The sequence below is a fragment of the Verrucosispora sp. SN26_14.1 genome (assembly GCF_004307965.1).
Lineage (GTDB): Bacteria > Actinomycetota > Actinomycetes > Mycobacteriales > Micromonosporaceae > Micromonospora.
Genome location: NZ_SISL01000122.1, coordinates 1 through 14,263, shown reverse-complemented (window position 1 = coordinate 14,263; position 14,263 = coordinate 1). Strand labels below are relative to the sequence as shown.

General features: G+C 72.7%; 15 protein-coding genes. 13 read left to right on the top strand and 2 right to left on the bottom strand.

Going from position 1 to position 14,263, the window contains the following annotated elements; translation table 11 throughout:
* The 10 genes from EYA84_RS13655 to EYA84_RS13610 form a co-directional block, all read left to right on the top strand.
* A partial coding sequence (locus EYA84_RS13655; RefSeq protein ID WP_201272382.1) for an ERAP1-like C-terminal domain-containing protein occupies positions 1-407 on the top strand: 407 nt, incomplete at its 5' end.
* A 74-nt stretch (positions 408-481) separates the two neighbouring features.
* Positions 482-1,081 carry a nicotinate-nucleotide adenylyltransferase gene (gene nadD / locus EYA84_RS13650; RefSeq protein ID WP_131053418.1) on the top strand — a complete coding sequence of 200 codons (600 nt, stop codon included), beginning with the start codon at positions 482-484 and terminating at the stop codon, positions 1,079-1,081.
* Positions 1,082-1,177: 96 nt separating this feature from the next.
* Complete coding sequence (gene rsfS / locus EYA84_RS13645; protein WP_131053417.1) at positions 1,178-1,582, top strand: ribosome silencing factor; 405 nt, start codon at positions 1,178-1,180, stop codon at positions 1,580-1,582.
* Positions 1,579-2,229: a histidine phosphatase family protein gene (locus tag EYA84_RS13640; protein ID WP_131053416.1), complete on the top strand. Its 651-nt coding sequence runs from the start codon at positions 1,579-1,581 to the stop codon at positions 2,227-2,229. Before rsfS ends, EYA84_RS13640 begins: the two co-directional genes overlap by 4 nt.
* 34 nt (positions 2,230-2,263) lie before the next feature.
* On the top strand, positions 2,264-3,112 hold the full coding sequence (locus tag EYA84_RS13635) for a DegV family protein (protein ID WP_131053415.1): 849 nt from the start codon (positions 2,264-2,266) through the stop codon (positions 3,110-3,112).
* Positions 3,113-3,332: 220 nt separating this feature from the next.
* Positions 3,333-4,100: an SDR family NAD(P)-dependent oxidoreductase gene (locus EYA84_RS13630; protein ID WP_131053414.1), complete on the top strand. Its 768-nt coding sequence runs from the start codon at positions 3,333-3,335 to the stop codon at positions 4,098-4,100.
* A 477-nt stretch (positions 4,101-4,577) separates the two neighbouring features.
* On the top strand, positions 4,578-5,639 hold the full coding sequence (locus tag EYA84_RS13625) for a helix-hairpin-helix domain-containing protein (protein WP_394347571.1): 1,062 nt from the start codon (positions 4,578-4,580) through the stop codon (positions 5,637-5,639).
* On the top strand, positions 5,636-8,011 hold the full coding sequence (locus EYA84_RS13620) for a ComEC/Rec2 family competence protein (protein ID WP_131053413.1): 2,376 nt from the start codon (positions 5,636-5,638) through the stop codon (positions 8,009-8,011). The genes EYA84_RS13625 and EYA84_RS13620 overlap by 4 nt, the downstream gene beginning before the upstream one ends.
* A gap of 120 nt (positions 8,012-8,131) precedes the next feature.
* Positions 8,132-9,115, top strand: a complete 984-nt coding sequence (holA, locus tag EYA84_RS13615; protein ID WP_131053412.1) for a DNA polymerase III subunit delta — start codon at positions 8,132-8,134, stop codon at positions 9,113-9,115.
* Positions 9,112-9,654, top strand: coding sequence for a hypothetical protein (locus EYA84_RS13610; RefSeq protein ID WP_236145750.1), 543 nt, complete (start codon positions 9,112-9,114; stop codon positions 9,652-9,654). Before holA ends, EYA84_RS13610 begins: the two co-directional genes overlap by 4 nt.
* A gap of 85 nt (positions 9,655-9,739) precedes the next feature.
* On the opposite strand, the gene rpsT is transcribed toward EYA84_RS13610, so the two are convergent.
* Both rpsT and EYA84_RS13600 read right to left on the bottom strand, forming a co-directional pair.
* Positions 9,740-10,006 (bottom strand): 30S ribosomal protein S20, encoded by a 267-nt coding sequence (gene rpsT / locus EYA84_RS13605; protein ID WP_131053411.1) that lies wholly within the window; start codon positions 10,004-10,006, stop codon positions 9,740-9,742.
* A gap of 149 nt (positions 10,007-10,155) precedes the next feature.
* On the bottom strand, positions 10,156-11,142 hold the full coding sequence (locus EYA84_RS13600) for a phosphotransferase (RefSeq protein ID WP_236145749.1): 987 nt from the start codon (positions 11,140-11,142) through the stop codon (positions 10,156-10,158).
* A gap of 97 nt (positions 11,143-11,239) precedes the next feature.
* Between EYA84_RS13600 and EYA84_RS13595 the strand changes: the two genes are divergently transcribed.
* From EYA84_RS13595 to EYA84_RS13585, 3 genes are all read left to right on the top strand, one after another.
* Entirely contained in the window at positions 11,240-11,773 is a 534-nt protein-coding gene (locus tag EYA84_RS13595) for a DUF4240 domain-containing protein (RefSeq protein WP_131053409.1), read from the top strand.
* A gap of 102 nt (positions 11,774-11,875) precedes the next feature.
* Positions 11,876-13,753, top strand: a complete 1,878-nt coding sequence (gene lepA, locus EYA84_RS13590; RefSeq protein ID WP_131053408.1) for a translation elongation factor 4 — start codon at positions 11,876-11,878, stop codon at positions 13,751-13,753.
* Between the two features lie 191 nt (positions 13,754-13,944).
* Complete coding sequence (locus EYA84_RS13585; RefSeq protein ID WP_131053407.1) at positions 13,945-14,235, top strand: GlsB/YeaQ/YmgE family stress response membrane protein; 291 nt, start codon at positions 13,945-13,947, stop codon at positions 14,233-14,235.
* The last annotated feature ends 28 nt before the right edge of the window (positions 14,236-14,263 follow it).

Sequence of the window (14,263 nt, the reverse complement as noted above, 5' to 3'; positions counted from 1 at the left end):
GCGCGGAGCGGGCCGCCACCTGCCGGGCCGCCCTGCCCGACCCGGCCGCCAAGCAGGCCGCGTGGGAGATCATCGTGTCGAACACCGAGCTGTCCAACCGGCTGGTCGAGGCGACGGCCGCCGGTTTCTGGCGCCCCGAGCAGGCGGAACTGACCGCCGAGTACGTGCCCCGGTACTTCGACGACATGCCGGCCGCCGCGCGGCTGCGTACGCCCTGGGTGGCCGACCGGGTGGCCAAGCTGGCGTTCCCCCGGTACGCGGTGGCGCGATCGACCCGGGAGGCGGCCGAGGCCCTGCTGGCCCGCGACGACCTCACCCCCGGGTTGCGCCGGGTGGTCACCGACGCCGACGACGACCTGCGGCGGGCGCTCCACGCCCGATCGGCGGTCGACGGCACGCCCAGCTGACCTGGTGTCGCCGGGTCGGTGCCGTGGGTCACGGCCCGGCCCGGCGTGAACCGGATTCGGCATAGGATCATGGTGTGCGGGAAGACATCCGGCGGGTCGGGATCATGGGCGGCACGTTCGACCCGATCCATCACGGCCACCTCGTCGCGGCGAGCGAGGTGGCGGACCGGTTCGGGCTGGACGAGGTGGTGTTCGTGCCCACCGGGCGGCCCTGGCAGAAAGAGGACGTCCCGGTCAGCCCGGCCGAGGACCGCTACCTGATGACGGTGATCGCGACCGCGTCGAACCCCCGCTTCCAGGTCAGCCGGGTCGACATCGACCGGGGTGGTCCCACCTACACCGTCGACACGCTGCGGGACCTGCGCGCCGAGTACGGCCCGAAGGCCCAACTGTTCTTCATCACCGGCGCGGATGCCCTGGAACGCATCCTGAGCTGGAAGGACCTGGACGAGATCTTCGAGCTGGCCCACTTCATCGGGGTGACCCGGCCGGGCTTCGAGCTCTCCGACGAGCACGTACCCGCCGACACGGTCAGCCTGGTGCAGGTGCCGGCGATGGCCATCTCGTCGACCGACTGTCGGGCGCGGGTCTCCCGGGGCGTACCGGTCTGGTATCTGGTGCCGGACGGTGTGGTGCAATACATCGCGAAACGGCGGCTCTACCAGGGTGATTAGCCGGTTTCATCCCGATTACTGCGTGAAACCGCCAAGTCGGGAATCCGCAGGGTGTGAGAGGCTTGAGAGCATCGCACGGGTGATCGAGGGAGAACGGTGACAGTTTCGGAACGCGCTCACGAGCTGGCGATGGCCGCCGCCCAGGCCGCGGCCGACAAGAAGGCTCAGGACATCGTCATCATCGACGTGGGTGACCAGCTCGCCATCACCGACGCGTTCCTGATCGCCGCGGCCCCGAACGAGCGTCAGGTGCTCGCCATCGTCGACGCCATCGAGGAAGCCCTGCTCGAACTGCCCGAGAAGGCCAAGCCGGTGCGGCGCGAGGGCGAGCGCGGCGGCCGGTGGGTGCTGCTCGACTACGTCGACATCGTGGTCCACGTCCAGCACACCGAGGAGCGCGAGTTCTACGCCCTCGACCGGCTCTGGAAGGACTGCCCCACCATCCCCTTCGTCGACCGGGACCTGGCCAGCGCCGAGGCCGCCAGCGGATCCGGCGAGTGACCCGGCTGATCGTCTGGCGGCACGGCAACACCGACTGGAACGCCGCCGGTCGGGTGCAGGGGCAGACCGACGTACCCCTCAACGACCGCGGCCGCGAGCAGGCGCGCCAGGCCGCGCCGCTACTGGCCGCGCTGCGACCGGACGCCATCGTCGCCAGCGACCTGAGCCGAGCGGCGGACACCGCCGGTGCGCTGTCCGCGCTGACCGGTCTGCCGGTACGCTCCGACGCCCGACTGCGCGAACGCCACTTCGGACGCTGGCAGGGCCTCCTGCTGACCGAGGCGACGGCCCAGTTCCCGGCGGAGTTCGCCCGCTGGCGGGCCGGTGACCCCGACCCGGGCGCGGAGATCGAACCGTTGAGCGAGTTGGGCAAGCGGATGGGCACCGCCCTCCAGGAACTCGCCGACGAACTCGCCGGCCGCACGATCGTCGTGGCCACCCACGGCGGTGCCGCCCGGCAGGGCTGCGGTCAGCTGCTCGGCTGGGAGCCCAGCGTGCTCCGTGCCGTCGGCTCGCTGCGCAACTGCCACTGGACCGAGCTGCGGCACGACGCCGACCGTGGGTGGCAGATGCGGACGCACAACGTCGGCCCGGTCGACGTACCGCCGGTCACACCCGCCCGGCCGGGCTCCGCCGAAGCGGTCTGACGCCGCACCGCACCGATCGGCTACCGTGCCGGGCATGCCCGTCGCGGTCGTGACCGACTCCACCGCCTACCTGCCGCCCGAGCTGGTGCCCGCGCACCAGCTCACCGTGGTGCCGTTGACTGTGGTGCTCAACGGCGTCGAGGGACTGGAAGGGGTCCAGACCTCCCCGGCGGACGCCACCCGCGCGCTGAGTGCCCGCCGGGTCTCGGTGAGCACGTCCCGCCCGTCCCCGGAACAGTTCGTCCGGACGTACCAGCAGCTGCTGGAGGCCGGTGCGGACGGCGTCGTGTCGGTGCACCTGTCGGCGGGACTCTCCGGCACCGTGGAAGCCGCCGAACTGGCCGCCGCGCAGTTCGGTGACCGGGTGACGGTGGTCGACAGCCGCTCCTGCGGCATGGGCCTCGGCTTCCCGGTGATCGCCGCCGCCCGGGCCGCCCAGCGCGGTGCCGACCTGACCGGCGTACGCGCCGAGGCCGTCGCCGCGATCGACCGGACCACCATCTACTTCTACGTCGACACGCTGGAGTTCCTGCGCCGGGGTGGACGGATCAACGCGGCCGAGGCGTTGCTCGGCACGGCACTCTCGGTCAAACCGATCCTGTACATGCCCGACGGCGTCATCGTCCTGTGCGACAAGGTGCGGACGGCCAGCCGTGGTCTGGCCCGCCTGGTGGACCTGGCCGTCGAGGCGGCCGGAGACGCGGAAATCGACCTGGCCGTGCACCACCTGGCCGCACCCGAGCGCGCCGAGACGTTGCTGGGTGCGCTCACGACCCGACTGGGCACGCGCCTGCACGACACGTACGTCTCCGAGGCCGGTGCCGCCGTCGCCGCCCACGCCGGCCCCGGCCTCGCCTGCGTCGTCACCCACCGCCACCCCTAGGGTCCTGCCTCCCCTGGCTGGCGGTCCTCCCCGCCCCGGGTGAGGCTCGCCCCCCGCCCCGGGGTGAGGTTCGCCGCCGTCCCGGGCGAGGCTCGCCGATCATGGAGCTGTGGTCGAGGGTTCGTGCGGTTTTGTCCCGTTATGAAAGTGCCATCACTTCATGATCGACGGGGTGGGTGCGGGGATGCGGGAAGATGGGCGGGGGTGGGAGGAGGGGCGGATGTCCTGTGTGGTGACCGGGGGTGGGCGAGGCGTCGGGCGGGGGATCGTGGAGCGGCTGCTCGCCACAGGTGAGGCGGTCGTGATCGTCGAGCGTGATGCCGGCACGGTGTCCTGGGTGGAGCAACATGCGGCGAACGGGCGACTGGCGGCGGTGGTCGGCGACGCCGCCGACGAGGGCGTCGCCGGGCGCGCCGCCGACCTGGCCGAACGCGCCGGGCCGCTGACCGGCTGGGTGAACAACGCGGCGGTGTTCCGGGACGCCTCGGTGCACGACGCCCCGGTCGGCGAGGTGGTCGACCTGATCACCCGTAACCTGCGCCCCGCCGTGGTCGGCGCGGCCACCGCGGTACGCCGTTTCCTGGCCGCCGGCACCGACGGCGCGATCGTGAACGTCTCCTCCCACCAGGCCGCGCGACCAGTGCCCGGCTGCCTGCCGTACGCCACGGCGAAAGCCGCCATCGAGGGGCTGACCCGCGCGCTCGCGGTCGAGTACGGCCCGCGCGGCATCCGGGCGAACACGGTAGCCCTCGGTTCGGTGGCCACCGAGCGGCACGAGGCGTTCCTGGCCGCGCAGACGCCGGAGCAGGCGGGACGGGTCGAGGCGGAGCTACACCGCCTGCACCCGGTGGGCCGGATCGGCCGACCCCAGGACGTCGCCGAGGTGGTGGCGTTCCTGCTCTCTCCGGCGGCGGGCTTCGTCACCGGCGCCACCCTGCCGGTCGACGGCGGACGCGCGGCCCTCGGCCTCGACCCGGAATCCCGCTGACCCGGGCCGGTCACGGCAGCGGAGCGACCAGCAAGGACTGGCGGGGCTGAGGCGAGCCCCGGCTCGTCGGCGGGAGGCGTCGTCCACCGGCTGCTCTCCTCCTCCGACCTGTCGCCCTCGGCAGGATTCGTCTCGCCGTCACCGCCCTGTCGCCGGTCGCTCATAGCCAATGAACGGTGCACGCCCTCCGAGCGGAAGATCACGCTCGATCCGGGATCGAGTGGCATCCGAGCGCGACGGTGACCACTCGATCCGGGATCGAGCGTGATCTTGCGGTGGAGGCGACAGCGACCTCGGTGGCAGCGCAGCACGGAAGCATCCTCGGCCCGGTGAGGTCCGTCGGGTTCGCCGGGTCCGGCGGGTCCGGCCATAGCACGAACGATGCGTGATCAGGCGGTTGTCCACAGACGACCGGTCATCCACAGCCGGGGCGTTCGACGGCGGCGCGCCGCGGGCTCGCCGTCCTAGCCTCGCGCCGTGTCCAACGACGACGAGGAGACGGCGGTCCGGGATCGCCTGTGGCGGCTGATGCCCGGCACGACATCGCGGGGTCCCGTCGTGCCTGCCGGTCGACCGCCACCGGCAGGCCAGGACGTCGACCCGATGTCCGTGCACGTCTTCGGCCCTAGCACTGACGGCTTTCCACCGGTGTCGTCGTCGATGCGGCGCGCGCCGGTGGAGTGGCCGACCGTCGCGCTGCCCGTCCACACACCGGTCGCCCCGGAGTTCTCGTCGGACACCGGGACCTACGCCACCGACCCGCAGCCGTCTCCCTCGACACCTGACGGCACCGTGGTCACCGATCCGTACCCTGCTGCGGCACGAACCGGCCGGTCGAGTGCCGAGGCGCAGACGAATGCCGACGCGACGCCGGCACCGTCCCGGCTGCCCGGGCCCGGGGCGTTCGACCCCGGGCGGCGCGGGGTCCGGGTGCTCGCCGTCGTCGCCATTCTGGTCGTGGTCGTCGCCGCCGTCTGGGCGTGGCGGTCCCGTCCGCAGGTCGAACCGGTCGTCACGGTCACCGGTCCCAGTGGCGTCGCCGACACCGGGGACCCGTCCGTTCCTGCCGGTGACGAGCAAGTGACCGACCCGTCGGCCGTACCCGGCGGTGAGGTGGTCGTCGCCGTCGCGGGGAAGGTGCGTCGGCCGGGTCTGGTGCGGCTTCCGGCCGGGGCTCGGGTGGCCGACGCCGTCGAGGCGGCCGGTGGAGCGCTGCCCGGGGTGGACGTGGCGATGCTGAATCCGGCCCGCAAGGTGACCGACGGTGAGTTGATCGTGGTCGGCGTACCGGCGCCGACACCGGCCGCCCCGGCGCCCGGTGTCGCCGTACCCGGTGCCGTACCCGGCGGCCGGGTGAACCTGAACACGGCCACGCTCGCGCAGCTCGACGCGCTGCCCGGGGTGGGACCGGTGCTCGCACAGCGGATCATCGAGCACCGCGACCAGCGCGGTGGCTTTCGCGCCGTCAGCGACCTGCGTCAGGTCAACGGCATCGGCGACGCCCGGTACGAAGAGCTGAAGGACCTGGTGACGGTGTGACCGCCGAGGCGACGGTTCCCGATCTCCGGCTGGCCGGGCTGGCCGTGGCGGCCTGGCTCACCGCCCTGGCCGGACTGCACCTCAGTGCGGGGCGGACGTTGCTGGTGGCCGGGGTGGCGGCGGCCGTGGCGATGCTGGTCGCGGTGCACCTGCTCGGGTTCGCCGGGCGGCAGGGTGCGGTCACCCGACGCTACGGCTGGATCGTGGTGGCGGCGTTGATCGGGATCGTCTGCGGTGGTGCGGCGACCTCGGCCCGACTGGCGGTGCGGGACGCCGGTCCGTTGCGCGCCCTGGTCGAGGAGGGCGGGCAGGTCACCGCGGAGCTGGTCGTCCGGGACGATCCCCGGGCGCTACGCGGCGGCATCGTCGGCCGCCCGCCGACGTTGCTGGTGCCGGCCCGGCTGGTGGGCGTCACCGGCCCGACGGGGCAACGGGTCACCGCGCCGGCCCGGGTGCTGGTGCTCGCCGACGAACCCGCCTGGCGCGGGTTGCTGCCCGGGCAGCGCATCACGGCCGAGGGCCGCCTGACCGAGCCGCGTGGCGGTGACCTGACCGGTGCGGTGCTGCTGGCCGAGGGCGAACCCGTCCGGCTCGGGTCGGCGTCGGCGCTGCAACGGGCTGCCGGGCTGCTGCGGGCCGGTCTGCAACGCGCCTGCGCGCCGCTGCCCGACGACCCGGGCGGCCTGCTGCCCGGTCTGGTCGTCGGCGACACCAGCGCACTGCCCGACACGGTCGAGGAGGACTTCCGGGCCACCGGCATGACGCATCTCAACGCGGTCTCCGGGTCCAACGTGGCGATCGTCGTGGGGGCGGTGCTGTTGGCGGCACGGTGGGCCCGTGCCGGCCCGACGCTGGCCGTCGTCCTCTGCGGGCTCGCCCTGGTGGGCTTCGTCATCCTGGTCCGGCCCTCGCCGAGCGTGGTGCGTGCGGCGACCATGGGGGCGATCGGACTCGCCGCGTTGGCCACCGGGCGACCTCGGGCGGCAGTGCCGGCCCTGGCCGCCGGGGTGGCGGTGCTGGTGCTCCTCGACCCCGACCTGGCCGGGGACGCCGGCTTCGCGCTGTCGGTTCTGGCCACCGGTGGTCTGCTGCTGCTCGCGCCACGATGGCGCGACGGGTTGCGTCGACGGGGCGTACCGGCGGGGGCGGCCGAGGCGCTGGCGGTACCGGCCGCCGCGCAACTGGCCTGCTCCCCGGTGATCGCCGGGCTGTCGGGCACGGTCAGTCTGGTCGCGGTCCCGGCGAACCTGCTGGTCGTGCCCGCTATCGCCCCGGCCACGGTGCTCGGGGTGCTGGCCGCGACGATCTCGCCGGTCTGGCCCGCCGGTGCCCAGGCCGTCGCCTGGCTGGCGCACTGGCCGGCGTGGTGGCTGGTGCTGGTGGCCCGGCACGGGGCCCGCGTGCCGGCCGGCAACCTGCCCTGGCCCGGTGGGGTGTCCGGGGCGCTGCTGCTGGCGGCGCTGACGGTGGCCCTGCTGGTGGCGGCGCGGCGACCGGTGGTGCGCCGCCTGGTGGCGGTGCTGACCGCCGCCGTCGTGGTCGGCACCCTGCCGGTGCGGGTGGCGGCGCCGGGCTGGCCCCCGAAGGGGTGGGTGGTCGTCGCCTGCGCGGTGGGTCAGGGCGACGTCGTGCTGCTGCCGGTGGCGGCGGGGCGCGCCGTCGTGGTCGACGCCGGACCCGATCCGGCGGCGGCGGACGCCTGTCTGCGCCGGCTCGGCGTACGGCGGGTGCCGCTGTTGGTGATCAGTCACTTCCACGTCGACCACACCGGGGGAGTGGCCGGGGTCTTCCGGGACCGTCGGGTGGACACGGTGGTGACACCTCGCTGGCCCGAGCCGGAGATGGGGCGGGACCTGGTGCACGACACGGCCGCCGCGAACGGCACGCCTCTGGTGGCCGCCCCGGCCGGGTGGCGGTACCAGGCGGGCACGGTCGACCTGGTGGTCCTCGGTCCGCCCTACCCGATGCGGGGGACCAGGTCCGACCCGAACAACAACTCCCTGGTGCTGCGGGCCACCGTGGCCGGGGTGCGGATCCTGCTCGCCGGGGACGCGGAGACCGAGGAGCAGGAGGCGCTGCGGGAACACCTGCCGCCGCACGGGCTGCGGGCCGACGTGTTGAAGGTCGCCCACCACGGCAGCGCGTACCAGGATCCGGCCTTTCTGGACGCGATCGCGCCGGCGGTCGCGTTGGTGCCGGTGGGCGCGGGCAACACCTACGGGCACCCCAACGAGGCGGTCCTGGCCCGGCTGAGTCGAGGTGGGGCGCGGGTGCTGCGGACCGACCTCGACGGGGACGTGGCCGTGGTGGTCGGGCCGTCCGGGCTCGCTGTGGTGGCAGGGGGAGTGGACCTGACCAGGGCGAACAGATGAGCGAATCCGACTTATGGAGAAAGAAGGCTAATTGGATATATGTCTGGATTTGCGCTGAGTGCGGGGTCTGCCAGCACAGTACCGACGAGCAGACTGGACCTCGCCGCAGAGCGTGCGAGTATGGGCGGCGTGACCGCCGCCAGTGCCGCTCCCATTGTGCTCGTCCTCGGCGACGAGGAGCTGCTCGCCACGCGTGCGGTGGCCGAAACCGTCGCCGCCGCCCGCGCCGCCGACCCGGGCGCGGACGTGCGGGAGTACCAGGCGGGGCAGCTCACCGTGGGCGAGATCGACGAGATGCTGAGCCCGTCGCTGTTCGGTGGGCGACGGGTGCTGGTGCTGCGGTCCGGTCAGGACGCCCGCAAGGACCTGACCGCCGCCCTGCTGGCGTACGCGAAGAATCCCGACCCCGAGGTGCAACTCGTCGTCCAGCATCTCGGCGCGGCCAAGGGCAAGGCGTTCGCCGACGGGCTGAAGGCCGCCGGTGCACAGGTGCTGGCGGCCACCAAGCTCAAGGGACACCGTGACCGGGTGGCCTTCGTGCGGGACGAGTTCCGCCGGGCTGGTGCACGGTGCACCGACGACGCCGCCGAGGTGCTGATCGCGGCGGTCGGCAACGACCTGCGGGAACTCGCGGCGGCCTGCTCGCAGCTGATCGCCGACACCGACGGCCGGATCGGTGCCGACACGGTCTCCCGGTACTACCGGGGTCGGGTGGAGGTGAGCGGCTTCACCGTTGCCGACGCCACCATGGTCGGTGACCTGCCCGCCGCACTGGAGGCGTTGCGCTGGGCGCTGCACGTCGGGGTGGACCCGGTGCCGATCGCCGACGCCCTCGCCGACGGGATCCGCACCGTGGCCCGGGTCGCCTCGGCCGGCCGGGGCAGCCCGTACCAGCTCGCCAGCAGTCTGGGCATGCCGCCGTGGAAGGTCGAACGAGCCCAGCGGCAGGCCCGGGGCTGGACGCCGGACGCACTGGTGGACGCCATGCGGGCGGCGGCCGAGTGCAACGCGGCGGTGAAGGGCGGCTCCGACGACCGGGCGTACGCGCTGGAGAAGGCCGTCTTCTCGGTGGCCGCCGCGCGGCAGCAGGGCGGCGCCAGATGAGCGGAGCCCTCCGTGGCTCCTGGGCCACGATCCCGGCCGACGAGGAGCGGTACCGACCGCTCTACGCCCGGGTGCTCGGGTTGCGTGTGGTCAACCCGGGCGGGGTGCTCTGTTTCCTCTTCTTCGAGGGTGCGATCGCGCTGGCCGCCCTGCTCGTGCTCGCCGAGTTGGTGAAGTGGTGGGCGGTGCTGGTGCTCCCGGCGGCGGTGGCCGTCATGGTCAAGCTCAACGACATGGTGGCGGCCGTGGTGGTCCGTTCCGCAGCGGCCGTGCCGGAGCAGGAACGCGACCGGTTCCGGCGGCAGATGGAACCCGTGGTGGGACGGGCCCGGGTCGACTGGCTGCCGCACAGCGTGCCGGGCGTCGTGCTCCGATCGGAGCCGCTGCCCGCCGTGGAGCCGTCGTCACCGACGCGTCGGCCCGGCCCGCCCGTACCCACCCTGCGGCCGGCCCACCCCGGCACCACGAACATCGTGCCCGCCCCGGACGTGCCGAAGGTGCCCGGACGTCGTCGCCGCACCGCCGAACCCGGCTCCTGAACCACCTGTGCCCGAGTCGGACGAGGACGTGCGGAAGCCCCGAGGCACTGCCCCGGGGCTTCCGTCAGGTCTGAGGTCGCTGAACTCAGGCAGCGAGCGACGTGACGCGCTTGGCGATCGCCGACTTGCGGTTGGCGGCCTGGTTGGCGTGGATCACGCCCTTGCTGGCAGCCTTGTCCAGCTTGCGCGAGGCGTCCTGCATGAGGTTGGTGGCCTTCTCGACGTCACCGGCCTCAGCGGCCTCGTGGAACTTGCGGATGGCGGTCTTCAGCGACGACTTGACCGACTTGTTCCGCAGCCGGCGCTTCTCGTTCTGCCGGTTGCGCTTGATCTGGGACTTGATGTTCGCCACGCGACAGCCTCGTCTTGATAGCTCGGGTTGGTCAGCTTGTGCGCGCGACGACGAGCAGGCGTCATCGCTGCGCGAAAAGCCAGGTTACCAGGTCGGTCGGCACGGGCCAAAACAGCCCTCGCGGGCAGGCGGCGCGTGACCGGGCGCGCTCAGGTCCAGCCCTGTCGGCGGGCCAGCCAGCCGAGCGCCTGTTCGCCGGTCCACCGCTGGTGCGCCGGCAGGTGGGCCGACGCGGTCGGGGGTGCCGACGCGGCGGCGGTGAGGTGATAGCCGGCCAGGGCGGCCAGCGTCACGTCGAGCGCGTCGTCGGGTGCGCCGGCGACGGTCGGGTGGGCGGCGAAGAGGGTGTCGACGTCGAGGCCGGAGGCGTACCCGGTGATCAACAGGTTGACCAGGTCGAACCAGGCCGGGCCATGGCAGAGCCAGGTCCAGTCGCAGAACCAGGCGGTGCCCGCGCCGTCGATCAGGACGTTGTCCGCCCGCAGGTCGCCGTGGGTCAGGCCGGTCGTGGCGGCGGCGTACCCGGGAAGCCGGGACTCCAGCGCGGCCAGGTCGGCGATCCGCCCGCGCAGCGGATCGGGCAGCGGCGGCACCGGTTCCCGGCCGGCGGCCACCTCGTCCCACCAGAGGATGTCGTCGCGGGCGAGGTCGGCGAGCCGGGGCAGCCCGAGGGCGACCAGGTCGGGTGGTGGGTCGGCGAGCGCGGCGGCGAGATCGGCGTACCCGGCGAGGGTGCCGGCCAGTTCGGCGGGATCCCAGGGCAACCGGGGGAGGCGGCCGTGGACCGGTTCCAGGCAGAGCGCGTACCAGTCGGCCACGAACAACGTCCAGCGCAGGCGGGGGGCGGGGAGGCCGGCGGGCAGTCGGCTGAGGATGGCCGCCTCGCGGGCGTACCAGTCGACCAGGTGTGGCTGCTCGACGCGGGACGCGGCCTTGACGAAGGCGCTGCCGCCGTCGCCGGTGCGCAGCACCGCGGCGAAGCCCCGGGTGAAACCGGCATCGGCGGTCTCGGCGGCGACGACCGGGGCGCCGAGCCGGTCCGACAGCGCGGCGCGGACCACCCCCGGCAGGGTGTGCCAGGGCGGGCGCTGGGCGGTCGCGTGGTACGGCACGGGCGGCGGGGCCGGGTTGCTCACCCGACCATGCTGCCCGGTGCGGCGTCGCCGCCGTGCTCCGCGCGCCGGACTCGTCGGGTCCCGCCGACGTCCTACCTCTCTGTCAGACTGCCGGGTCATGAGGACCGAGGACTTCTGGCAGCTGATCGACCGGGCCCGCGCCGGTGGCGGGGAGCCGGACGCCATCGCGGCCCGCGCCGTCGCGCTGCTCGCCGCCCGCGACCCGGAGGAGATCGTCGGGTACGCGGAGCACCAGCGGCGGGTGCTCGCCGCCTCCTACCGGGTCGACCTGTGGGGCGCCGCGTACATGATCAACTACGGTGCCTCGGACGACGGCTTCGAGTACTTCCGGGGCTGGCTGATGACGCGGGGCCGGGAGGTCTTCGCCCGTGCGGTCGCCGACCCGGACTCGCTGGCCGAGTTGCCGGAGGTCCGGGCGGCCTCGCTCAGCGGCGAGGAGTTCGAGTGCGAGGACATGCTCGCCGTGCCGTGGGACGCGTACCGCAAGGCGACCGCGTCCGACATGCCGGTGGCGCGTGAGGCGGCGCGGACGCCGGACCTGAACGACTTCTGGGACTTCGACAACTCCGACGAGGCCCAGCGGCGGCTGCCCCGGCTGGCCGCCCTCTTCGTCGAGCCGCCGCCGGAGTGAGTCCGGGTTCGCCCGCGCGGCGGTCGTCCGCCGGGGACGTGGGAGCATAGAGGGGGCCGGCGGTGCCGGCCCGCTCACGTCAGCCGACCAGAACGGACCGCTGTGCCACCGACGCTCGATCCCGGCGCGAACGCTCCTGGTGCCACCGACCCGGGGCGGATCAGGAACTTCTGCATCATCGCCCACATCGACCACGGAAAGTCGACCCTGGCCGACCGGATGTTGCAGCTCACCGGTGTGGTCGACCCGCGGCAGATGCGCGCGCAGTACCTCGACCGGATGGACATCGAGCGCGAACGCGGCATCACCATCAAGAGCCAGGCCGTTCGCATGCCGTGGACGATCCGCGAGGGCGAGCGGACCGGTGAGCAGGCCGTGCTCAACATGATCGACACCCCGGGTCATGTGGACTTCACCTACGAGGTGTCCCGCTCGCTGGCCGCCTGCGAGGGCGCCGTCCTGCTGGTCGACGCCGCGCAGGGCATCGAGGCGCAGACGCTGGCCAACCTCTATCTGGCGCTCGAGAACGACCTGCACATCATCCCGGTGCTCAACAAGATCGACCTGCCCGCCGCGCAGCCGGAGAAGTACGCCGAGGAGTTGGCCCACCTGATCGGTGGCGACCCGGCGGACTGCATCAAGGTCTCCGGCAAGACCGGTGTCGGCGTGCCGCACCTGCTCGACGAGATCGTCCGGCAGTTCGTCCCGCCGGTCGGCGACGCCGACGCACCGGCCCGCGCGATGATCTTCGACTCGGTGTACGACGTCTACCGGGGCGTGGTCACCTACGTCCGGGTGGTGGACGGGCGGATCAGTGCCCGGGACCGGATCAAGATGATGTCCACCGGTGCGGTCCACGAGCTGCTGGAGATCGGCGTCATCTCGCCCGAGATGGTGAAGTCCGACGCGCTCGGGGTCGGCGAGGTCGGCTACCTGATCACCGGTGTGAAGGACGTCCGGCAGTCCCGGGTCGGTGACACGGTCACCATCAACGGTCGGCCGGCGGCCGAGGCGCTCGGCGGGTACAAGGACCCGAAGCCGATGGTCTACTCCGGCCTGTACCCGATCGACGGGTCGGACTACCCGGCGCTGCGGGACGCGCTGGACAAGCTCAAGCTCAACGACGCCGCGCTGACCTACGAGCCGGAGACCTCCGGGGCACTGGGCTTCGGGTTCCGCTGCGGCTTCCTCGGCCTGCTGCACCTGGAGATCATCGGGGAGCGGTTGGAGCGGGAGTTCAACCTGGACCTGATCTCGACCGCTCCGAACGTGGTCTACCGGGCCATCCAGGAGGACGGCGTGGAGATCGTCGTCACCAACCCGAGCGAGTACCCGACCGGCAAGATCGCCGAGGTGTACGAGCCGACGGTGCGCGCCAGCGTGCTCACCCCGAACGACTACGTCGGTGCGGTAATGGAGCTCTGCCAGGGGCGCCGGGGCAATCTGCTCGGCATGGAGTACCTCTCCGCCGACCGGGTGGAACTGCGCTACACGCTGCCGCTGGCCGAGATCATCTTCGACTTCTTCGACCAGCTCAAGAGCCGGACCAAGGGCTACGCCTCGTTGGACTACGAGCCCACCGACGAGCAGGCGTCCGACCTGGTCAAGGTCGACATCCTGCTGCACGGTGAGCCGGTGGACGCGTTCAGTGCGATCGTGCACAAGGACAAGGCGTACGCGTACGGGACCACGATCGCCGCGAAGCTGCGCAACCTGATCCCGCGCCAGCAGTTCGAGGTGCCGATCCAGGCCGCCATCGGCAGCCGGGTGATCGCCCGGGAGACCATCCGGGCGATCCGCAAGGACGTGCTCGCCAAGTGCTACGGCGGTGACATCAGCCGCAAGCGCAAGCTGCTGGAGAAGCAGAAGGAGGGCAAGAAGCGGATGAAGATGGTGGGCCGGGTCGAGGTCCCCCAGGAAGCCTTCATCGCCGCGCTCTCCTCCGACTCCGGTGACGGGAAGCAGGCGGGCAAGAAGTAGTCGGCGCCGGGTGCCGGGTCGGTGGCCCGGCACCGGCCGCGACGTGTGCGAATGGTGGCGGCATCGACAGGCGACATGGCCGGGATGCCGTCCGGTGGTGCTCCGATCGGTTTGGGAATTCGGCGTCGAGGGAACTGAGTCGCCCGACAGAAAACCCGCCGATTGACATCTTCTGCTTGAGGAGGGCCACCATGGAGCTCACCGTCTGGGGCATCATCACCGCACTGTTCGTGGGTCTGATCATCGGCGCGCTGGGCCGCCTCGTGGTCCCGGGCCGGCAGGACATGCCGATCTGGCTGCACATGGTCATCGGCGTCGGCGCCGCGCTGCTGGGCACCGTTCTCGCCCGGGCCGCGGGCATCGCGACGTCCACCGCCGGCATCGACTGGGGCGAGCTCCTGGTGCAGGTCGCGGTGGCAGCGATCGCCGTGGCCGTGGTGGCCGGGGTCGGCGGTCGTCGCCGTGGTGTCAGCCACCGATAGCACCCCCATACGCCTCGCGGGCGCCCGG

Excerpts from the sequence above, each read along its gene's own strand:
- EYA84_RS13635 (WP_131053415.1), top strand. The coding sequence starts at position 2,264 with ATGCCCGTCGCGGTCGTGACCGACTCCACCGCCTACCTGCCGCCCGAG.
- EYA84_RS13630 (WP_131053414.1), top strand. The coding sequence starts at position 3,333 with ATGTCCTGTGTGGTGACCGGGGGTGGGCGAGGCGTCGGGCGGGGGATC.
- holA (WP_131053412.1), top strand. The coding sequence starts at position 8,132 with ATGGGCGGCGTGACCGCCGCCAGTGCCGCTCCCATTGTGCTCGTCCTC.
- EYA84_RS13610 (WP_236145750.1), top strand. The coding sequence starts at position 9,112 with ATGAGCGGAGCCCTCCGTGGCTCCTGGGCCACGATCCCGGCCGACGAG.
- EYA84_RS13595 (WP_131053409.1), top strand. The coding sequence starts at position 11,240 with ATGAGGACCGAGGACTTCTGGCAGCTGATCGACCGGGCCCGCGCCGGT.
- EYA84_RS13585 (WP_131053407.1), top strand. The coding sequence starts at position 13,945 with ATGGAGCTCACCGTCTGGGGCATCATCACCGCACTGTTCGTGGGTCTG.